This is a genomic window from Stieleria varia, from assembly GCF_038443385.1.
Classification (GTDB): domain Bacteria; phylum Planctomycetota; class Planctomycetia; order Pirellulales; family Pirellulaceae; genus Stieleria; species Stieleria varia.
Genome location: NZ_CP151726.1, coordinates 5482669 through 5504815, shown reverse-complemented (window position 1 = coordinate 5504815; position 22147 = coordinate 5482669). Strand labels below are relative to the sequence as shown.

Below are 22147 nucleotides of genomic sequence, written 5' to 3'. Positions count from 1 at the left end.
GGGCCGCACCACAATCCGCCTCAAACGCTAGCCGTGGGCCGGCACCACAATCCGCCTCAGGCCCACGGCTAGCGCCTGAGGCTCACGAGTTTCTTTCAAACCGGCCGTGGGTGAGGAAGTTGTCGATCAGGTGCACGGCGGTGGCTGAGCGGAGTAGGGTGTTGTGCTGACAGGGCAAGGTCACATGGTCTGCTTCGTCGACCAGGTGCGTGCTGGCGATGGGCACCACTCGGTCTTTCGAGGCTGCGATGATTCCCGTTCGTTCGGCCAACAGGATCGGCAGAGAATTCACGAAGCTGTCGGGATGATCGGAGAGTTCGTCGATTGGTTTGAGGAAGCGGCCAAAATATTTTGCCGCCCTGCCCGCTCGTGGGGAGCCATGATTCGGTGGTGCCAGCATCACGATCCGATTGAGCTGAACGAAGCGTCCTTGAAGTGATCCCGCCGAGACCGTTTGCTCTTGATGGAACGCGGAGCGAACGACGATCGACCCCATGCTGTGGGCAACCAGGTGAAAAGGCGTCCCGGCGTCATCAATGGATTGCAGGTCGTGACGAAGTCGATCCGCGTGGTGGTTGATCGAACGTCTTAACGAAGGATAAGACCAGATGAGCGGATCGTATCCCAATCGCGACAACTTGTATCGCAAGTACCACATTGCGAGCGAGTTGGCAGCGAAGCCGTGAATCAGGAGGACTTTCACATCAATTCACCGTCTTGGGAACGGTATATGGCGTCACGAGCCCGCGATGGTGCCCGTCAACACGCAGGTGACCGACTTTCCATCATTCATGTCGGTGACCACACGGATCTCCTGCCCCACACGAGCAGGCTCGGCACCGGCAGCGAATCGCACATTGAGAACATGGAACGTCTTGGAACCCTCGGGCAAATCAAACTGAAAGCGACTGTCCGGGCAGATGACTTGCGTCACTGCGAACGGCTTTTCTCCACGCAGCAAAACACGTTTTGAAACCGTGGCTCCTGGCTGAACGGTTCCAAAGCTCATCGCTGCGGGCGAAATGCTCAACGGGGGTCGCACCCTGCCGTTGATCGACATCTCGGTCGTTGGGAAGTTGCGATCATTGCTGATCAGGGTCAAGCGTTCTCGGACATCGCCTTCGGGCATCGACTCCAGCACGTTGACCTTCATTCGATAACGAACGATGCCTGGGGAAATCTCCGGCGAGCTCAATCGAACTTGCAGATCCGAGCAGAGACTCCGCACATCCGTGATTCTCCAATCGTTGGAACCACGATGGGTGATCACGACATCTTGCTCCGCGGTTTGGCCGATGCCGATCTCACCAAACGTGACTTCGTTCGGTTCAAAGGTGATGTCGGTACGAATGAATCCGCTGACCGTCAGTTGCACTTCTGCGTAGGCCGGGCGATCAAAGATGACGGTGACAACGGCAGACTTTTGGCCGACGAAAGTGCTGGTGTTGAAGGTCGCGACGATCGAAGATTTTTCGTGCGTCTTGAGCGTGTCCTTGGTGATCGTCGGCGTGGTGCATCCACAACTGCTACGAACACCCGCGATGTGGACGTCTTGTTCGTACAGGTTGGTCAATTCGAAATGGTACTCGCACTTGGTACCACGTCCGACGGCGCGAAAATCGTGTGACCGATTCTCGAACATCTTTTCCGCCCACTGCTTTGCGGCAACGCTCGAATTGATGGTTTGCGCATGAGCCGAGGGGGTGACTGCCAGCGTCATTACGCCGATGAAAACCATCAGCGCGCCGATAAAAAGCCGTGGAGGCACGCAACAGCACGAACAGAGATGGCGTTGGTCATCCGAAGCCACGAAATCAGGTGCTGTTGTCCGCATGGAGTCGGTCCTCATCGAATCTATAATTGGATGGGAAGATTGGCGTCATGAAGTGTAGGCGTCGAACCAAGACTGGACGCTGCCTAATCCTAGCAAAGACTAATCGATCACCCAACCTGGATCGACGGAGCCATTGTTTACCGTTTCGGCTAATGCGTCGAAATTTTCCAGTAATTCTGCTAAACGTTCCATCGGCAGCCCAACCACGTTGCTTTCGCTGCCTCCACCGACGATGGAAATCCAGTCATTTCCGTCCTGGTATCCGAATGATCCTGCTTTTCCCTCCCACAGCATGGTCTCAAGATAATCTGCAAGCATTTGGTCGGTCAGCGTCTGCATCTCCAGCTGCGTCCGTGAAACATCCACAATGCACCGCTGAGACTTTGCCGACCAAAGACAAACGCCGGTGTAAACGTCGTGCCGAGTGCCGCTGAGCATGCGGAGCATCGATTCGGCATGGGCTTCGTCTTTTGGTTTGCCCAAGATATAGCCTTTGCAGGACGCCACGGTATCGGCGGCCAATACGATTGCTGAATCGTACCGTGTCACGACATCGAGTGCTTTTCGGTAAGCGTATCGCGCGACCAGTTCCGGCGCGGTTTCGCGACTGCACACCCCACACTCGGCTTCGTCGCCAGCCGGGTCGACCGTGAAATCATAACCGGCGGCCCGCATCAATTGCGCCCGGCGCGGCGAACCGCTCGCCAACACAAGTGGTTCATCGGTGGGGAGAGCCGCCTTGGGCAAGTTGTTCATCAGGGGCAAATGATTCGTCACGTCTGGAAACTTTTTTTGTCGCCGTAGTGGGATTCGCCAGAATTCCGGCTTTGCGTTTTCGGTCTGTGTTGGCAGGGTTGGGAATTCTGGCGAATCCCATTACGGGCAGTTGATTTGGAGCGTTACGCAATACTTGTGAGCCGTGGGCCGTAAGGCACCGGGCAATGCGGTAGGCCCGGCCGCTTACGCGTCGCGGCTCACCAAACCAACAGCCTGCTAGGTGTCGTTGGGATTGTCGTCGTCGGGATCGGATGGGTCGTCCGTAGGAGGAGCATCCTGGTTCTCGGCCTGCGGCGTTGGAGGTGGTAGGGGAGCTGGAGGCGGCTGGGGCGTTGGTGGTGCCGCACCGCCTTGGCGTCGTTGCTCCAGTTGGTTGACAGCTCCCTTGAGCGATTCAAGCAATCGTGGGACTTGACCTGACGCGACAAAGACTCGGCAGCTGACTGCGGACTGCGGAAAGAAGCTTGTCAAAAAGTCCAATCCGAACTCGGTGGCGCCGTGACCGATCATGACACCGTTGGCATAGGTGCCACTGAGTACTTCGTCAGGCATCTTGAGGTCGTCGTAGATTTCCTGAGGCGTGGGGCGGCGGGCATTCGGGTCAGGTGGCTGTTGCTGAGGCGATTGTGGATCGCCGAAACGACTGCGATAGATTTCCAAATTGGTCGACAACGCGTCGATGAATTGAGGCATGACCGGGTGTGGAATCACGATCCGCGCGGCAACTTTGTGCGGTCGTCCGATCGTCTGCAGAAAGTCGATGATGAATTCACTCGGACCGGTCATCACGATCGCCCCGGTACTGAAACAGCCGCCGGCGACGTGGTCGGGTACTCGAGCACGCAGCGGTGGGTTTGGCTGTTCGGGCTGGGGTGCAGGTTCAGGTGAGTCAGATGACATGCGGATCGGATTGAGAGTGAAAGGTGGCGAGAGTATGCCTTTATTCTAAGCATTGGGTGCCACGCTCGTGTAGTCAGTGACTGACTTGCCCCATCAGTCCGTCTAAATATTCCTTGGTGTGTCCGAGCAATTGATGGTAGCTGACCGCTTCGACGTCTTCGCCGAGCAGTTCGATTTCGATGGGGCCGCGGTATCCGGATTCCTGCACGATTTGCAGCAGTTTTTCGTTCGGGACGCAACCGTCGCCCAAGAGACATCGGTTCATCTCGCCGCAGGGGCAGTGCCGCCCATCCCCGAGCTGAACCAAATGCAGATAAGGTGCGACATCAGGCAACCAATGCAGGAACTCTTCGTCCATGCCGATGTGGTAGGTATCCAGCACGATGCCCAAGGACGGGCTATTGACTCGTTCGATGATATCGAGGGTGGACTGCAGGTCATTCACAAACGACCACTCGTCGCCACATCCGGGATGAATGGGTTCGATCGACAGCTTGACCCCGTGTTCTTCCGCTACCGCACAGATGCGTCGTAACGCTTTGCATAGCGTCCGTCGTGCGTGGTTGCGAATGTGGTTGTTCCGGCCACCGGCCAAGACGATCAACGTATCAGCTCTCAAGACCGCCGCGTCGCGAACTGCGGCCATCGCATCGAGCACGGCGTCGTTGAACCCACGTCCATCGCTCCCGGTAAAACCGCCGACCCAAGAAAGCGATGTGACGGCAAAGGAATGTTCCGCTAGCAATTCAGCTGCTCGGTCGACACCGTAGTCATCGAGCTTGGGCCGATAGATGCCGATGCCAGAGAAACCGTGCCGAGCATAACCGGCGACGTCTTGTTCTAAATCCCAGCGGAGTGTCGAAAGTTGGCTGACCGCGAGCATCGTCGTCCAAGTATGAGAACAGAAGAGAAGGAATCCTTGACCTGTCTCAGCGTGATCATTTGGCTCGCTGTTCAGGTCGGTCGAGGATTGTACAAGATACCGAACGAAACATGCGATGGATGTTTAGCGATTTGAAAAATCGAATCGCATCAAAGAATTTCATCAAGACTCGTCTTGACCTGGTCTCATATGAGGCAAACGACGTCCTTGTTGTTGTGCTGCAGCCAACTGCTGTTGAACTTCATCGACCGTCAACGCTCGAATCGGAACGGACATCAGTGACTGCGGATCGATTTCGCTGCTCGCTTGCCGTTTCGCCAAACGCTCAACTTCTTCCTCCAAGGCGCTCAACCACGCGGGGATGTCCAGTCCAGCGCCGGTGGGATGCCGCGTCAGCAGCTCGGATTCTTGTTCCAGCAGATCAAAGTGCCGACTGACCCGATCGGCTTCCGCATCGCGCATGGCCGGGCCCACCAAGGCGGTCATGCGCGCGATGGTCATGGGTTGCACGAACCGTTCTAGGATCCGATCGGCCACGGTGGGCATACGCATGGAGTAATCGTGTTGCAGATCGCGCAAGCGTTTGACGTATTGGTCGGCTTCCACACCGATGCGTTCACTGAGGCTGCGACGCCACATCATCGCGGCGTTTTCAAGACCGCTGCCGACGAGGACTTCGTGCGCCCACATGACAGGCTTGAGGTTCCACGCGATGCGATCGTAGCGTGCACGCAGTCTCAGGAAATCCAGGAACATGTAAACGAGATCACCACGGTCGCTTTGGGTTGTGGTGCTGTTGTAGTCTTGGTATTCGGCGTGGTGATCGATCAAGGTTTCGTAGACCAATGTGATCCAGCGATCGGCTTCCTTGAATGTCAACCGCTCTGCTTGCAGGTCTTCAAAGAGTTTGATGTCATCGATCGGCATCGGTTTGTCTTGCAGGACTCGCTGCAACCAGTCTTTGACTCCCTGATGCAGGATCGCGCGGACGTTGCCCAGTTGCAAGAACATTTGGGTGAACATCGGGTCGCCGTATTCTTTGATGAAAGCGACGAGCTGTTTCCAACGCGTGTGGTCGTTGACGGATTCCAAGGGCGACAAACGCAAGGTTTGGCTGTGAGCGAGCCAACTGCCGAGCATGATTTCGGTCAAGCGTTCGAGCAGGACGATCAGTTCATCGGCGGACCAGCGTTGCGCCAAATCGGTGATCTCGGCTGCGGATGCGCGGTCTGCGCCCGCGAAGGATTGTTCGCTGACGTCTTTGCTCTCCGAATCACGACGGCCAGTCGGCGGACTTTCCTTGACTGACGCCGTGGTGCGGCCAACCAGTTCATCCCATCCGTCGGGCTTTCGGTAACGCACGGATTCGACGAGCGATTGCACCAGCGAACGAAAGCCATCGCGAAACAGGCCGTCAAATTCGGTGACCGCGCCGATCCCGATGACTTCCTGCTGTTCCATTCTCCGTGATACTTCGATCAGTCGGCAGCCTTCGGTCAGCAGCCCCAGTCGCGGCAACCAGTGCATCAAGTGACGCAATACGCGTTGCCGCAATCGAGCGAGATAGATTTTGACCGGATCACCGCCCCGAGACAGGGGAATGTACAGCAGATTTTCGTTAGCGATGGCTTCAATGAACTCAGGGAACAACTCGCGTGTGGCGTTCGCGTCACCGGCCAAGATGGTCGAGTAAAGCCTCACCGCCTGCGAGTCGTCCTTGCCCATTTCGCTCAAGCCGACCAAGCCGTTCTCGCCCACCGAGACGTTGTTCTTTGCCGCGTGAGCCATCAGGGCACCGCAAATCAAACGTCGGGCATCGGACATTTCGACCGCCGCACCGATGATACGTTCCATCAACGAATCTCTCAGCACACGGCTGCGGTCGTACTCGCGCATCGAGTCTTTGTCGCTGCCGGAGCGTTTGATTTTGTACCTGCGGACAGAGTCGAGCAGTTCCAACAACCCGATGCGGTTCTCGCGAGCGCGGTCTGCCCACGATTGCAGTGACCCTTGTTGCACACCGACCAAAGTGCCGCTTTCATCGGCGACCGCGATGTCCGCGGCAACGCTCCACATGCGACAGAGCGATTGCAGAAAGCTGAGTCGATCGATCAAGCGACGCGATTCGGATTCCAGCTCGTCATTGCTGACGTTGTCGCCGGTTTCGAAAACGGCGCCTTCGTTTCCATCATTGGTCGTATCGCGATACGTCATGTTTTCGTACGCGGCTTGAAACAAGTCGGCATCATCGCCGTGGTCGCCGTCATCCCGGTCCGCGAGTTCCAGCTCGCGATCCCAGTCTCGGACCTTGCCGCGATTCTCACCGAGCAAGAATGAGGGAGCCGACCAAAACTCCTCCGCGTTGGCTTCCAGATAGTCAAAGCATTTCTGGATCAGCGGCCAGATCTCATGGGGCTGTTTGGCCGTTGGCGCATCTCGGTCAGCTTGATCCAACGCTTCGGCCGGTTCCAACTGACTGCGTAACCGCATCAACCATCGTTCGGCCAAGCGGGGCAGCGAATTGCCGCCTTGCCGCAAGCCGATTTCACTTGCGTTGCCCAACCAATGGATCAGCAACGCCATCGCGGGAACGAAGTCATCGCGGTCCAACAGCGCGGAGATGACCAGCCAGTAGGCGCGAGGCGAATCAAAGAACTCCGCGTGAGGCGCCCAGAATTTGACATCGCCTGCCGCCGCGCCGCCTTCGTGCCAAACCTTCAACGCCCGCGCGACCAGTTTTGCGGACTCATAGGACTCCAGCGGATCGGACGCTTCGATGGACTCGATGGTGTGTGCCGCAAATCCTCGCCACCATTCGGCGATCTCGCGATACCGCACCGAAATTTCTTCGTAGGCATCCGCGTCGTTCCTCGCAGCCGCTTCGCTCCACACCCGAGCCATGTAGCTGAAGAGATGCTCGAGCAGATGCAGCAGGTCATCGACACGAGAGTCCTGGACGCTGCAATCGGGACTTGGGTGCAGACTGAACATGCCGCCGCTGCCCAGAATGTCCCAGGGATCGATAATCGCACCGCATTCGATTCCACGGCGGATCAGTCCGAATGCGATCGCGGGAACACTCGTCGCGACGTCCATTCGTCCGGTTCGCAGTGCTCGCAAACCGAGTGTCATTTCGCAATCGATTCGACAGATGATTCTCGCCGACGCGGCCGGGACCACATCCGACTGACGTTTGGCCGCTTTGGGGTAGCCCATCCTCGCGTACAGCCGAGCGAGCTGCACATGCTGAACTTGTGCTGCTCTTCGCTCGGCCAATGCGGCATTGAGGTGTTGTCGCGCGGCTCCGAAAGGCTGTCGACGCAGATGTTGTTCGTCGGTCAATCGATCCAGATGATCGCCTGTCAGTGCAGCCAAGCGATCTTGATAGAACGCGTCGCGGTACTCTGCGATCGGTTTCATCAACGTGCCGAGCGTGACGTCACTGGAATAGGCCGACGGTCCCCAGCCGGTGATCCCCGAGCCCATCAAGATCGTACCGGCCAAGACCGTTGCGGCTTCAATGAGCAGTTCCTCGCGATCGATCTGTTCATGATCCCGCAGCTCAGGATCACGGACGCGGCTCAGCAGCGAATCAAGTGTGACTTGCCGCAAGACGAAGCGATGAAAGTATCCGTCCAGCCCCACCGATCGATCATCCCATCCGCCGAAGTGATAATTGGGACGGCGGTTGACGGGATGATCAAAGTCGTAGGCCCGTGGGTCCAACGCGAGTTCATGCAACTGATCAAAATCAAACGATGCCCAACGCAGAATGTCTTCGCTGGTGTCCCGCAGGACTGCGATGGCCGCTTCGATCAAATCGCGATACGGACCGGCAGAGACTCCGGCGTCACGCACGTACAGTGGGATCGGTCGGACAAACTCATTGGGGTACGGTTCGCACCGCCGATTCTCCAACAATGCCACCGGCCGATATCCGACGAAATCGTTCAACCGCGAGATCGTTGCCTGAATCAAATCCTCGTCGCTGGCAAACTGCTGCTCACCATCGACATCGAGCGTCAAGATCGCTTCGGCAGCCACACCCATGAAGAAGCCGTTGAAGACGACTTCGGGTTCCTGGTGGAACAGCAGATCGCGATGGAAATCCAAATACGCCGGCAGCAGTTCGATCCACAGCAAACGGACGATCCGTAGCGACTGTGAAATATCGGAAAACGCTGGTTTCTCCTGACGCAATTCCTCCAGCGTCTCCACCAGCCAATCCTTGACCACCAGCCAGGCCGGCAACCCCGTCAGCGGGTCTCCTCGACTGGCCAGCTCGTAGACTTGATTCCAAGTCGCCGCGATGGCCGGATCCTTGCTGCCGGATGAGAAATTCAAGTATCCAGCCAACCGCTGCAGAGATTCGCGAAGCGACTGCGGTGGTGGCAGGTTGGACATGGAGGCAGGAGGTGAGGTTGGTGGCAAGGAGGTGAGGTAGCAATCGAAGGGGCAGGACGGGCGACGAAGCGCGCGCGCCCAGGGTAGGAGAGAACCTAACTCTTTCGCTTGGTCGCTTTCTTTGCCGTCTTTTTCCCTTTCTTGGCCGATGCTTTGGTTGAAGACTTGCTTGATGCTTTCGCTACGACCTTGGAGGTGACTTTGGTGGTGGTTTTTGCTGCAGGCTTCGCCACCGACTTCTTCGATGCTTTCTTCGACACCTTCTTCGTCGACTTCTTGCTCACCGGCTTGGCTGGCTTGGCGGTTTTCTTGGACGTTTCCTTCGCAGGCTTTTCTTTCTTGGCAGACGCTTTCTTGCTCGTCTTTTTCTTGGAGGTCTTAGTGGTCGACTTCTTGCCGCTGAAAATGTTGTCCCAGTTGTTGGAGTATTGTTCGTTGGTACCGACGCGTAAAATGGTCATCAATCAGGTTCCTCAAAAAGAATAGTGAAAGGGGGAATGGGAGAAACGAACGGTCTGGGTCACGGGCACGCAACAATGCGCGCTCGTGAACATCATCGACCGTTCGTCCATCACCCTGCGTGAATGCTCTTGTAGCGAGCGGACTTGAATTCGTCTGGGTCATCGCCCATGCGTTCGCGAAGGTTTCGTTCGTAGATCTCGAAGTTGCCTTCGCACCACGTTAGCTTGCCGTCGCCTTCGAACGCCAGGATGTGGGTTGCCAGCCGGTCCAAGAACCAGCGGTCGTGCGAAGTCACGACGACGCAACCGGCGAAGTTCATGATGGCTTCCTCCAACGCTCGCAACGTGTCCACGTCCAAGTCGTTGGTGGGTTCGTCCAGGAGCAAGACGTTACAGCCTTTGCGGAGCAGCTTGGCAAGGTGAACGCGGTTCCGTTCACCACCGGAGAGCTTGCCGACCTTCTTTTCTTGATCCGGCCCTTTGAAATTGAATCGCGAGACGTAAGCACGCGCATTGATATTGCGTCCACCCAGCACGATCGTTTCGGTACCGCCGCTGATCTCCTCGAACACCGTCTTGTCGGCGTTAAGTGAATCACGGCTTTGATCGACATAGCCCAGATCGACGGTGTCACCGACGCGGAATTCACCCGAGTCCGGCGTGTCTTGTCCGGTCAACATGCGGAACAACGTCGTCTTGCCGGCACCGTTGGGGCCGATGATTCCGACGATGCCACCGGCGGGCAATCGGAACGAAAAATCATCGATCAGAACTTTGTCGCCAAACGCTTTTCTGATGTTCTTGGCATCGATCACCAAGTCGCCCAAGTGGCGACTCGATGGAATCTGGATTTCGAGCTCATCGGGTCGATCCTCAAACCGTTGCGACGCGAGATCTTCGTACGATTTGATCCGTGCCTTGCTCTTGGCCTGACGTGCTTTGGGGCTCATCCGGATCCATTCCAGCTCACGAGCCAACGTGCGTTCACGGGCCTTTTGTTGACGCTGTTCGATTTGCATCCGCGACTGACGGGCCTCCAGCCACGCCGTGTAGTTGCCTTCGAAAGGGTGTCCCTTGCCGCGATCGATTTCCAAGATCCATTTCGCGACGTTGTCCAGGAAATATCGGTCGTGGGTCACGGCGACCACGGTGCCGGGGTACTGATCCAAGTGTTTTTCCAGCCAAGCCACCGATTCGGCGTCGAGGTGGTTGGTCGGCTCGTCCAGCAGCAGCAAGTCGGGCTGACGGATCAACAGTTTGCAAAGCGCCACGCGTCGGCGTTCGCCACCAGAAAGTTTGGTGACGTCGGCGTCGCCGGGCGGCAAGTTCATGATGGCCATAGCCATTTCGACTTGGCGATCCAATTCCCACAAGTTGAACGCGTCGATGGTGTCTTGCAACCTGGCCATCTCATCGCACAGCTTTTGCATTTCCTTGTCATCGGTGACTTCGCCCAACAGCATGCTGATTTCGTTGAAGCGGTCCACGATGGCTCGACGTTCGGCGACGGCTTCTTGCACGTTCTCAAAAACGTTCTTTTCTTCGTTCAACGGCGGTTCCTGTTCCAGGTAGCCGACGGTGAATCCTTTGCCCAAGCGTGCTGTGCCGTCAAACTCGGTGTCTTGACCGGCCATGATGCGCAGCAGAGTCGACTTGCCCGCGCCGTTGGGACCGAGCACACCGATCTTGGCACCGGGGTAAAAGGCCAACCAGATGTCATCCAAGACCGTCTTTTGGCCGTGCTTCTTCGTTAGGTTTTCGACTTGATAGATATATTGTCTGGACATGTTTTATTCCCACTCAATGGTTGCCGGCGGTTTGCTGCTGATGTCATAGCAAACCCGGTTGACTCCCTTGACTTCATTGATGATTCGCGTGCTGATTCGAGCAAGCAAGTCGTACGGCAAGCGACTCCAGTCGGCCGTCATGAAATCGTTTGTATTGACACTTCGAACGGCGATCGCGTTGTCGTACGTTCTGGCGTCGCCCATCACGCCCACACTTTGAACGGGCAACAGGACGGCAAAGGTCTGGCTGGTTTCGCGATAAAGTCCGGCCGCCTCGATTTCTTCGATCACGATCGCGTCGGCCGCACGTAGCACCACCAGTTTGTCACGGGTGACTTCGCCCAAGCATCGCACGGCCAAGCCGGGACCGGGGAAGGGATGCCTCCAAACCAACTTTTCTGGCAATCCCAACTCCAAGCCCAACCGGCGGACTTCGTCTTTGAACAAATCACGCAGCGGTTCGATCAACTCAAACCCCAGTTCATCCGGCAATCCGCCGACGTTGTGATGCAGCTTGATCGTCGCGGCCGGTCCGTCCGGATCGGCGCCGCTCTCGATCACGTCGGGGTACAGCGTGCCTTGGGCCAAGAAATGTGCGTTCTCGATCTCTTCGGCTTCCTTCTTAAAGCATTCGATGAAATCGTGTCCGATGCGTCGGCGTTTTTCTTGCGGCTCGGTGATGCCCGCCAGCGATGCCAAGAATCGATCCTCTGCATTGACGACGTGCAAATCTGCTTTGAAGTGATTAGTGAACTCGTCGATCACCAACGCTTGTTCGTTCTTTCGCAGCAGTCCGTTGTCGATCAGGATGCAAGTCAACTGGGGGCCGATGGCCTTGTACAGCAACGCGGCCACCACCGATGAGTCCACGCCGCCGCTGAGCCCGCAGATCACGCGTCGCTTGCCCACGTGTTGGCGGATCTGTTGAATCGTCAGCTCGGCAAAGTCGCTCAGTTGCCAATTCGGCTGGCAACCGCAAACACCGATCACAAAATTTTGCAGGATTTGGCCGCCCATCGGTGTGTGGGTGACTTCGGGGTGAAACTGCATACCGAACACGGGCAGTTCGCGGTGACGGATCGCCGCGTAAGGACACGTCGATGTCTTGGCCATCGGCTCGAATTGCTCGGAAATCGCCGACACTTGGTCTCCGTGGCTCATCCAGACTTCGATCGAACCGGGCAAATCGGCAAACAAACCACTGCCGTCCGTGATCTGGCAGTCGGCGCGGCCGTATTCACGACTGGGAGTATTTTCGACCTTGCCGCCCAGAGCCATGCAAGTCAACTGCATGCCGTAGCAGATTCCCAGCACGGGGATGCCCAGTTGAAACAGACCGGGATCGCATCTCGGCGCGCCGTCTTCGTAAACGCTCGAAGGGCCGCCCGACAGGATGATGCCCTTGGGCGCGATCTCTTTCAATCGCTCCGCCGTGATGTCGTGGCGCAGAATCTGACAGTACACGTTCTGTTCACGAACGCGTCTGGCGATCAACTGCGCGTACTGGGATCCGAAGTCCAGTACGACGATCCGTTGGTCCGTCAACGAGTCGGTTTCGATGATCGATTCACTCGCGGTTGCGGAACCACTCATTCAATCTTGCCTTGTGTTTGGTAGCTTGACGCCCGTGTGGATCGCGTGGACCCGTCGCAGGTTCCAAACGGGAAGTGTAGAAAATGACCTTGATATCCCCAAGGGGCCAAATGCCTCTCACTCGCAAAGAGATGAATTGATGCGAATCCTGTTGACCAACGACGACGGCGTCTTTGCCCCCGGCTTGGCCGCCCTGGAACAGCAACTGAGACACTTGGGCGAAGTCGTCGTGATCGCACCGGCGACGGAGCAGAGCGGGGTCAGCCACTCGATCACCTACCTGACTCCACTGGTTTGCAAATCGATCCACCGCGAAGGACGCCACTGGGCTTGGGCGGTGGAAGGCTCCCCGGCGGACTGCGTGAAGCTGGCGATCACGGAGTTGCTGCGGGATGATCCGGTCGATCTTGTCGTCAGCGGAATCAACAACGGCCTGAATGCGGGGATCAATGTGCTGTACAGCGGCACGGTGGCGGCCGCGATCGAAGGGGCGTTTTTTGGGGTGACCAGTGTCGCGGTGTCGCTGGAGTACGACCCGGATGCCGATTTTCAGTCGGCCGCCGTGATCGCTCGCAATGTGATCAGCGGCTTGATCCGCCAACCGTCGGCCGCCGGCGGGCTATTCAACTTGAATGTGCCGACTGCGGCGACGGTTACTCCCAACGACCTGAAAATCGTGCCGACCGGACTGGCTCAATACGGCCGCCGGTACGAGAAACGCCAGGACCCGGGCGGACGCAACTACTACTGGGCTCTCTGGGAGGAGCCCGCCGAGCCGCCCCAAGAAAACACCGACCTGACCGAGCTTCGTCAAGGCAACGTGACGCTCACACCGCTGCAATTCGACATGACACGCCACAACGTGCTCGATGAAATGGACCGCTGGGGGCTGAAGCATTGATGCAGCATTCGGCTGCGCCGGTGACGCGTATCGGACACCTGCACCAAGGACGAGACTGCTGACTTTGTGAGCCACAAAACGCTCGCCCGGATTGTTCATCAGCCGGCACGCGATAGCGTCCGGTTCCCGATTACAGGCGGAGAACCGGACGCTATCGCGTGGCGGCTGATGTGCGCAGGCTGTTTTCGTGCCAATCCGCTTGCACAAACCAAGTGCCCCGCCTGTGCCCGACGATAATTGGCGGTTGCCGACTGCCTCCCTTCCAAAATCCAGCCTTCTTGGGTACCTTTTCGGCGAAGAATCAGACCGCCCAAGAACTCTAGCCCAACCAGCGCGAAATGAGCGTAGCATCAACTGATATCCAAAATGTCGCCGTCGACACGATCCGCACCCTCAGCATGGATGCGGTTCAGACGGCAAACAGCGGTCACCCGGGCACGCCGATGGCACTGGCCCCGATCGCCTATCAGTTGTTCAATCACGCGATGAATTACGACCCGGCCCAGCCAAACTGGCCCGGCCGGGATCGTTTCGTCCTCTCCTGCGGCCACGCCTCGATGCTGCTCTACAGCGTCCTGCACTTGGCCGGCGTCAAAGCCGTCGACAAATCGGGCAACGTGCTCGATGAACTCTCGATCAAATTGGATGACATCAAGCGTTTCCGTCAGATCGGCAGCGTTTGTGCAGGGCACCCGGAGTACGCGGAAGCCGCCGGGATCGAAACCACGACCGGACCTTTGGGCGCCGGCGTCAGCAACAGTGTCGGTATGGCGATGGCCCAAAAATGGCTGGCCGCGAACTACAACACCGACGAACACAACCTGTTCGATTACAACATTTACGCGTTGTGCAGCGACGGCGACTTGATGGAAGGCATCGCGACGGAGGCCGCTTCGGTCGCAGGTCACCTGAAACTGGACAACCTTTGCTGGATCTACGACGACAACAACATCACCATCGAAGGTGAAACCGAACTGGCCTTTAGCGAGGACATCGGCAAGAAGTTCGAAGGTTTGGGCTGGAACGTGTTGCACCTTGCCGACGCCAATGACTTGGTTGGTTTGGCCAAAGCCATCGATGGCTTCAAGGCTTGCAGCGACAAGCCGACGATCATCGTTGTCAAAAGCATCATCGGCTGGGGAGCACCGAACAAGCAAAACACGCACAACGCGCACGGCGCGCCGCTTGGATGGGACGAAGTCGAATTGGCAAAGAAAACCTACGGGTTTCCGCCAGAAGAAAAGTTCTACATCCCCGATGGCGTCCTCGAACACTTTGAGCAAAACGTCGGCGCCAACGGTGCCGCAGCCTTCGCCGCTTGGACCGAAACCTGGAACGCGTATCAAACCGCGTTCCCAGAAAAAGCCGCCGAGCTGCAATCGATCTTTGACCGCAAATTGCCAGCCGGCTGGGACAAAGACATTCCGGTTTTCGAAGCCAGCGAGAAAGGCGACGCGACGCGAAACAGCAGCGGCAAAGTCCTCAATGCGATCGCAAAGAACATTCCATTCATGCTGGGCGGTTCAGCCGACCTTGCACCGAGCAACAAGTCCGACCTGACCTTTGACGGTGCTGGTGAGTACTTGCCGAATCAATACGGCGGCCGCAATATGCACTTCGGCATCCGCGAACACGCCATGGGCGGAATCGTCAACGGACTCAGCCTCGCCGGATTGCGTGCTTACGGTGCGACGTTCTTTGTCTTCACCGACTACATGCGTGGCGCCATGCGATTGGCATCGATCATGCATCAGCCCGTACTCTACATCTTGACGCACGACTCGATCGGGGTCGGCGAAGACGGACCGACGCACCAGCCGGTCGAGCACTTGACCGCCTGTCGCGCGATCCCAGGTTTGAACGTGTTCCGCCCCGGCGATGCGAACGAAGTCGCCGAGTGCTACCGCACGGCCATGCAGATCACCGACCACCCGGCGGCCTTCGTCCTGTCGCGTCAAAACATGTCGACGCTGTGCCGAACCAAGTACGCTCCGGCCTCGGGTTGCGCCCAAGGCGGTTATATCTTGTCGGATTGCGAAGGCACCCCGGACGTGATCCTGATGGGCAGCGGCAGCGAACTGGGACTTTGCGTCTCCGCCGCAGAAACCTTGACCGCCGCAGGCAAGAACGTTCGGGTCGTCAGTATGCCTTGCATGGAATTGTTTGCCCAACAGAGCGAAGCCTATCGCAACCAAGTCTTGCCACCGGAAGTCACCAACCGCGTGGCGGTCGAAGCAGGCATCCGGATGTGCTGGGACCGCTGGATCGGCAGTGACGGCAAGTTCGTCGGGATGAGCGGCTTCGGAGCCAGCGGCCCGTTCGACCAAGTCTACGAGCACTTCGGCATCAACGCCGACGCCGTCGTCGCCGCCGCGTCCTAACATCGTAGGTCATGCTCCGCATGACGCTATACGGTATGTCAGCCGTCACGACCGGCCGCTTCAATTCGCTGAAAAACGCACGCCCAAATCCAGCAACTCCGGGTTGCGATGAACGGATTGCGTCATGCACAGCATGACCTACACCTCGGCAGGTTGAAAATCTGCCCCACGACGGCAAGGCCGGTCAGGCGATTCACCGTCGGCGCATGGCAGACAGAAATCTGGTGGGAATTCAGATGCGGATTTCTGGTGCGACCAATCCAATGGCGGGTGGGAATCCGTTACACTGCACGCGGTGTCTTTTTTCGACGAACATTCCTTAGCAGAACAAAACCGCCATGCGATGGATTCTCACTGCCCCGTTGTTTCTCTGCGTGTTTCTCTCTTTCGCGTTTTCAGGGTACCGCTGTGATGCTCAGCAGATGCTGAGCACGCGGTTTTTGCCAAGCGACGCGTTGGCGATGATCGAGATCAAGCCGGCCGAACTGATGACGATGCCGGAAACGGAGCTGTATCCACGTGAAGTCGCAGAGACTTGGGTCGATGAGACCCTCGGCGTTTCGCTTCAGCAATGCGAACGAATCCGATTGGTCGTCGCCGCACCCGCGATGGGACCGCCAATGATGGCGGCCGTGGTGGTGATGAAGGAGCCTGTTTCGATTAACGACATCGCTCAGCATGTGATGGGTGAAGCCAATGAGAGAAAGGTCGGCAACTACGAATGTCTCGACGTCGGCGGCGGTGCGGTCTTGTACCAGCACAACCCCAAAGTGATCGTGGTTTCATCGGAAGGCTACCTGCCGCCCGTTTTGCGTGCGGCCGGCGGCAACGACGCTGGCGCACTCGGCCAGATCGTTTCACAAACGCCCGATGTCGGACAAGTCAACGTTGTTGTAGGCATCGCGGTCGTCCGTCCGATCATCAACGGCACGGTTCAAATGATGCAGCAGATGATTCCGCCGCAGGTGCAGAATCTGACCGAGATTCCCAACCTGCTGGAGTCGTTGAAAATCCAAGTGGACGCTTCGGCGCCAAAGGAAGGCTTGCGGATCACACTGAATACCGCCAACGAAAACAACGCCAGTGAGCTGGCCGGCATCTTGAACGACGCGATGAACTTGGCCCAGCAAATCGGCTTGGCTCAGTTCGCAGCGGAGATGCAATTGGAAGACGAAATCGGAGACGCGACGCTGGAGTATGCCCAGCGAGTCAGCACGATGTTCAAGGACTTGATCACGCCCGAGCAAAACGGACAGGACTTGGTCTATAAGATTTCAGGCAACAACACCGTTCCTTACCAAGTTGCGATGGTGGCGATCATGTTGCCCGCCGTTCAGTCGGCACGCGTTGCAGCCAAGACGATGGGCGAACGGAATCAGATGAAGCAGATCCTGTTGGCGATGCACAACTATCATGACGCCTATGGGAGACTGCCGGCAGCCATCCATCGCGACGCGGACGGCAAGCCGTTGCTCAGTTGGCGAGTTCACATCCTGCCGTTCATCGAAGAACAAGCGTTGTATGAGCAGTTTCACCTCGACGAAGCGTGGGACAGCCCGCACAACATCGCTTTGCTGCCACAGATGCCAGAGGTTTACCGAGACATCACCGGCGAAACAGACGCGCCAACGACCGTGTTTCATGTTCCGGTCGGCGAAGGACTGATGTTTTCAGAAATGGGAGACTCTCGCTTTCGCGATGTGCTGGACGGTCTGTCCAACACGATCATGTTGATCCGAACCACACCGGAACATGCGGTGGAGTGGACCAAGCCAAGTGACGTGGAAATCCATCTGGAACATCCCTTCACCAGCCTGATGTTCGCCAATGGTGTCGCCAGCGTCGGAATGGGCGACGGCGCGGTCCTGGAGATGAGAGAGGGGATCGATACGGGGGACGCCAAATCGATGTTCACCCGCGCTGCCGCAGACTGAGCGCTCTCGGATGAGAGCGTCCCGCTGAGAAAGTTGATCGCACCAGCGGTTGATCTCGTCTTTACTAGCACGACGCGCAAGCGAGTGAATCCTCCTTTTGCGTTTCTATTCACTCGCTTGCGCGTCGTGCTGGTATTTTGCTTGAAATTCAACGTGAAACCATGCGTCCTACGCGGGATGCGATCGGACGGGATGCGGGTTTTCCGACAAACAGGACGTCGTTGCTTTGGTTCAACCGGCCTTCGATTCGAAGAACACGGTATCAAGCCAGTGAGCGGACGGGTGAGCGTGGGGCGAGCCCTCCGCTCCTTGGCTTGACCCTCCCAACCTGTTTCTCTTTTCATTCGCGATGTTGCCTGGACGCAACATGTTCTACGCGGATGCAACAACCGGTGAGCGGCATTTTCGGCTGCCGCAGGGCTCTCGTTTCGTCGACAGAACGGCCTGAAACCCAGGATATCGGACCAAAACGCTTCGATCCGTAGCGGCGTCGGCCACCACTTACCAGCGGCTTGGCGCGGGATCTGCATCCGGTCAGGCATCATCCGAGCTTCAGGCACAGTCCTATCGTACTGCCGACAGTGCACTTGGCTCGCGAAGCCTGTCCTAAGAGATTCCCCACGAGTTTCCCCAACATGCACTGTGTCACGTTGACCGATTTGGCCGCGGCTCTCTCGCAGCACGGCCCCCAACTGATCTACCGCCGCCAGCCGTTGCCCGACAAGACCTTGGTCCAGTACTGGACGGCATCTCGGACACGGTTTGAGTCCTGGCACCGGCGACTCGCCCAATTTCGGCTCGCTCAACAAGCCGATGATTGGGACAGGATGTCGGCTTGGTGGTCCGAACACTTGGCGACGATGGAGGAGATCCTGGTATCGGAGATCCTGACGCGTGTGGTCGCGGCGGTCGCGGTCGGATTGGATGAAGCGTTTTGCCACGATGCGCTGATCGACGACTCGACATCTGCGATGGATGCCGGACCAAGCAATGCGAACAATTCAGTGCGTCCCGATCGATCCATCGTCGAGCGTATCGCACCGATCACTCACGGCGTCTTTCTGTCTCATTTGGAAGCCAGCAATCGCGTTCACCAGATGATGCTCGCTCGCCAGGGCAGCAGCGTCGAACACTTGGTTCGCTTGAATCGTTTACGACAAGGCATCGCGCGCTGGAATGACTTGTTGATCGGGCGATTGTCGGTCGAATCCTCGTTGCGTTTTGCTTACAGCATCGACACACAGCGGGCGAAGGACTTTGGCGAAGAAATCCGCGACGGGGACATGGAGCATCGCACAACGACCGCTTGGCTGATGAATGCGGCGATGCGAGACATGATGATCCAGCGGACCAGTGACACCGCGGCGTCACCGCGTGAGAACCGTGCCGTGGCGTCCAGCGTGTTGCAGATGTTTCGTCCCGCCCTGTTCGATTCACTTGGACATCCCAAGTCGACTTGGATGCATCAGTTGCATCTCAATGGGCGACATGATGACGGGTTTGTCAGAAGCATCATGATCTAGTTGAAAAGCGTTGCTGGCGAACCTGGTAGTGGGATTCGCCAGAATTCCCTTCGAGCAGGATTTTTCACGAAATCCACTGCGCCACCAATTGAGGAGGCGTCCGTTAATCGCCTCGCCGCGGGCAACACACCGCTGCCCGCGGCTAGCCCGGATGATTCATAACCCGACGCGTAAGCGAGGGATACTCGGCAAATCCCTCGCTTACGCGTCGGGGTATGAAAAACAATCTGCATTTCCCAACGATGTCACAGCTCATTGCCAAGAATCTGTTTGCGCTAAAATCAATCATCCGCATGAATAATCCGGGCTAGCGTTGGACTGTTCATGGTTTGCTGCTGACACGTCTTTTTGAAGCCACCGTTTTACTCTCCGTGTCACCTCCCCCAAGGAACTTGGGGGAGGTCGAGCAGAGCCGTTTAGGCGAATGCGAGGGAGGGGGTGTGGGTGAGGGAATCGGTTCACCAACGCGGTTTGTAGCGAGTAGGCCCCCTCCCGGATCTTGCTTCGCTCGATCCGACCTCCCCCAGCTGTGGAGACTGCTGATTTAGTCGTGTTGCATTGTGTCTGTGAGCCGATGGCGCTAGCCACGGGCCTCGAAGGGTTCCGTCAACACCATTAGGCCCGCTAGCGACTTGCGGCTCACAAAGTCAGCAATCTCCTTCGAATGCGGGGTCAATCACATCTGATGGCAGCCTAGAAAGACTTGCGGGCTTGTTGGTAAGATTGGTGGACTGAGAAACCATCATGAAAACCGATTCGCACGACCGTTTGCCGCCCATCAACCAGTGTTTGGTCAGTTTCGGCAGCAATCTCGGAGACCGGCATCGGTTGATCGCTGACGCCGCTGCGTTGCTTTCCCAATCTGCGGTGGTCGCCGATTCGTCGCTAGACGCCAACTTTCGCGCCAGCCGGCTTTTCCAAACACCTCCGATCGGCGGTCCAGGGGGGCAAGAACCGTTTCTCAACGCCGTCGCAGCGTTTGATACCCGGGCATCAGCTCGTGAAGTCTTGCTGTTGCTGCAACATTTGGAAACCGAGCTGGGTCGGCAGCGAAAGCGGCGATGGGACGCGCGCTCGATCGATTTAGATGTGGTGCTGCACGGGCAATTGGTCGGCGGCGGGACCGGGCTTATCGTGCCCCATCCTCGATACACCGCGCGGCAGTTTGTTTTGCAGCCGGCGTGCGACGTCGCCGCCGAGTTTCGGGATCCGCGATTCGGCTGGACTTTGCAACGTTTGGCGGAGCACCTCAATGCCGGGGTGCCTTCGATCGCCCTGGTCGGGGGCGACCTGGAGACCCGTGCAGAGCTTTGCCGTTTACTGCAAGAAAACCACGGCATGCAGACCTTCGCTGCCCGCCCGTTGCCTCCTCCGATGGCGGTCGTCGGCAACACCCCGGCCGCCATCCTCCGCGAAGGGAACCGAAGTGGAAACGGCGAACAGCCGCTGCACGTAGACCGCCCCGCTGTTTTCGATCAAGACACCGCCTCCCCAAAGGGGCCGTCGCAACAAGGTTCCAACGGTGACTGGTTTGAAACCGGCGAGCCAATCATTTCCATCGGTGACCAGCCGTGGGTCTCTGCTTACCTGCCCAAGCTGCCCAGTTTGCAAAGTCAGTACACGACGCTGGAGACGGTGCCTCGATTAGTGGCCCGCATGCACCGCACGACCGCGGAGACGCAGTGGCCTGCGCCGCACCAAATGTGGCCTGCCGGGTGGCGTTGGCCCGAGTATCGTTTGGAGATCGACGACTTGGTTTGGGCCGCCAGCGAGCTTGCATCGGCGATGCAGTCGATGCGGTGCGATGTCACACCGGTGACCGCGGACGGCCAGTGGTGGTGCTGATGGTCCGGTTTTCGCTGGTTGTGATGGCTTGTGATGACCTGTGACCGCGTCGCCCGCTTGTGCTTGTGCGACACAATGTCGCTCGCTTGTTCGCTGCCCTTGCCAGATTGCTTGCAGTACCGCGATACTCTACGCCTGTGAAGTTCTTCACAGAGGCTCTTTCACCACTCATGCTGTTGTCCGCCGCTGCACCACAGCGGCCAAAGGATCATGCAACGTTTCCTGTTTCCACGCTGGGTTAACACTTTTTTGCTCGTCGCTGGTGCTGCGATCGCAGGCGGAGGCTTGTTCGCAGTTGCTATGGGAGGTCTGGTCACAGACCCCGTGACGCTCAACATCGGTTACAAACCCGAACAACCGGTCCCCTTTAGCCACGCCATTCACGCGGGGCAGTTAAAGCTGGACTGTAGATACTGTCACAACACGGTGTTTGAAGCCGCGCATGCCGCGGTTCCGCCGACGGCAACGTGTATCAATTGCCACAGCCCCAAGAATGATGCCGGCCAGACCGCGCTTGCTGCGGTTCACCCGGTTGGCTCGGCACCGAAGCTGGCACCGATCCACGAAAGTTGGAAGACGGGCAAGAGCGTTGCCTGGAAACGAATTCACAACTTGCCGGAGTTCGTTTATTTCAACCACTCCGCTCACGTGAACTCAGGCGTCAGTTGCGTTTCCTGTCACGGCCGTATCGATCAGATGGAAGTCGTCCATCAGGACAAGCCGTTATCGATGGCTTGGTGCATCGGCTGTCACCAAAATCCGAACGAGCATCTGCGTCCCAAGGAGTTTGTGACCAAGCTCGATTGGGAGCCGCCGGCGGATTGGGATCAAGAAGCATTTGCGAAGCAAGTTCGCGCAGAACAAAACATTCATCCGCAGCGCAACTGTGCGGTCTGTCACCGGTAACTCAAACTTTCACCTTCG

The 22147-nt window shown here is 57.6% G+C and carries 15 protein-coding genes; 6 read left to right on the top strand and 9 right to left on the bottom strand.

Annotated elements, in window-relative coordinates; translation table 11 throughout:
- Positions 1-82: 82 nt before the first annotated feature.
- The 9 genes from Pla52nx_RS18670 to guaA form a co-directional block, all read right to left on the bottom strand.
- Positions 83-703: an esterase/lipase family protein gene (locus Pla52nx_RS18670; protein WP_146520302.1), complete on the bottom strand. Its 621-nt coding sequence runs from the start codon at positions 701-703 to the stop codon at positions 83-85.
- Between the two features lie 33 nt (positions 704-736).
- On the bottom strand, positions 737-1834 hold the full coding sequence (locus Pla52nx_RS18665; protein WP_342190198.1) for a DUF1573 domain-containing protein: 1098 nt from the start codon (positions 1832-1834) through the stop codon (positions 737-739).
- A 99-nt stretch (positions 1835-1933) separates the two neighbouring features.
- Positions 1934-2590: a Maf family protein gene (locus Pla52nx_RS18660; RefSeq protein ID WP_146520301.1), complete on the bottom strand. Its 657-nt coding sequence runs from the start codon at positions 2588-2590 to the stop codon at positions 1934-1936.
- 237 nt (positions 2591-2827) lie between these two features.
- On the bottom strand, positions 2828-3511 hold the full coding sequence (locus Pla52nx_RS18655; protein WP_146520300.1) for a DUF3467 domain-containing protein: 684 nt from the start codon (positions 3509-3511) through the stop codon (positions 2828-2830).
- A gap of 73 nt (positions 3512-3584) precedes the next feature.
- Positions 3585-4394 (bottom strand): sugar phosphate isomerase/epimerase family protein, encoded by an 810-nt coding sequence (locus Pla52nx_RS18650; RefSeq protein ID WP_146520299.1) that lies wholly within the window; start codon positions 4392-4394, stop codon positions 3585-3587.
- A 162-nt stretch (positions 4395-4556) separates the two neighbouring features.
- On the bottom strand, positions 4557-8798 hold the full coding sequence (locus tag Pla52nx_RS18645; RefSeq protein WP_146520298.1) for a hypothetical protein: 4242 nt from the start codon (positions 8796-8798) through the stop codon (positions 4557-4559).
- 95 nt (positions 8799-8893) lie between these two features.
- Positions 8894-9259, bottom strand: a complete 366-nt coding sequence (locus tag Pla52nx_RS18640) for a hypothetical protein (protein ID WP_197454618.1) — start codon at positions 9257-9259, stop codon at positions 8894-8896.
- A 110-nt stretch (positions 9260-9369) separates the two neighbouring features.
- Entirely contained in the window at positions 9370-11046 is a 1677-nt protein-coding gene (gene ettA / locus Pla52nx_RS18635; RefSeq protein WP_146520297.1) for an energy-dependent translational throttle protein EttA, read from the bottom strand.
- 3 nt (positions 11047-11049) lie between these two features.
- Positions 11050-12639, bottom strand: a complete 1590-nt coding sequence (guaA, locus tag Pla52nx_RS18630) for a glutamine-hydrolyzing GMP synthase (RefSeq protein ID WP_146520296.1) — start codon at positions 12637-12639, stop codon at positions 11050-11052.
- Positions 12640-12778: 139 nt separating this feature from the next.
- Between guaA and surE the strand changes: the two genes are divergently transcribed.
- The 6 genes from surE to Pla52nx_RS18600 all read left to right on the top strand — a co-directional run bounded on the left by surE (position 12779) and on the right by Pla52nx_RS18600 (position 22129).
- A complete protein-coding gene (gene surE / locus Pla52nx_RS18625; RefSeq protein ID WP_146520295.1) occupies positions 12779-13540 on the top strand; it encodes a 5'/3'-nucleotidase SurE in 762 nt (253 codons plus the stop codon).
- A gap of 338 nt (positions 13541-13878) precedes the next feature.
- Positions 13879-15921 (top strand): transketolase, encoded by a 2043-nt coding sequence (gene tkt, locus Pla52nx_RS18620; RefSeq protein ID WP_146520294.1) that lies wholly within the window; start codon positions 13879-13881, stop codon positions 15919-15921.
- A 338-nt stretch (positions 15922-16259) separates the two neighbouring features.
- On the top strand, positions 16260-17855 hold the full coding sequence (locus Pla52nx_RS18615) for a DUF1559 domain-containing protein (RefSeq protein ID WP_146520293.1): 1596 nt from the start codon (positions 16260-16262) through the stop codon (positions 17853-17855).
- A 635-nt stretch (positions 17856-18490) separates the two neighbouring features.
- Positions 18491-19378 carry a hypothetical protein gene (locus Pla52nx_RS18610; RefSeq protein WP_146520292.1) on the top strand — a complete coding sequence of 296 codons (888 nt, stop codon included), beginning with the start codon at positions 18491-18493 and terminating at the stop codon, positions 19376-19378.
- 744 nt (positions 19379-20122) lie between these two features.
- On the top strand, positions 20123-21223 hold the full coding sequence (gene folK, locus Pla52nx_RS18605; RefSeq protein WP_146520291.1) for a 2-amino-4-hydroxy-6-hydroxymethyldihydropteridine diphosphokinase: 1101 nt from the start codon (positions 20123-20125) through the stop codon (positions 21221-21223).
- A gap of 210 nt (positions 21224-21433) precedes the next feature.
- A complete protein-coding gene (locus Pla52nx_RS18600) occupies positions 21434-22129 on the top strand; it encodes a cytochrome c3 family protein (protein WP_146520290.1) in 696 nt (231 codons plus the stop codon).
- Positions 22130-22147: the final 18 nt, after the last annotated feature.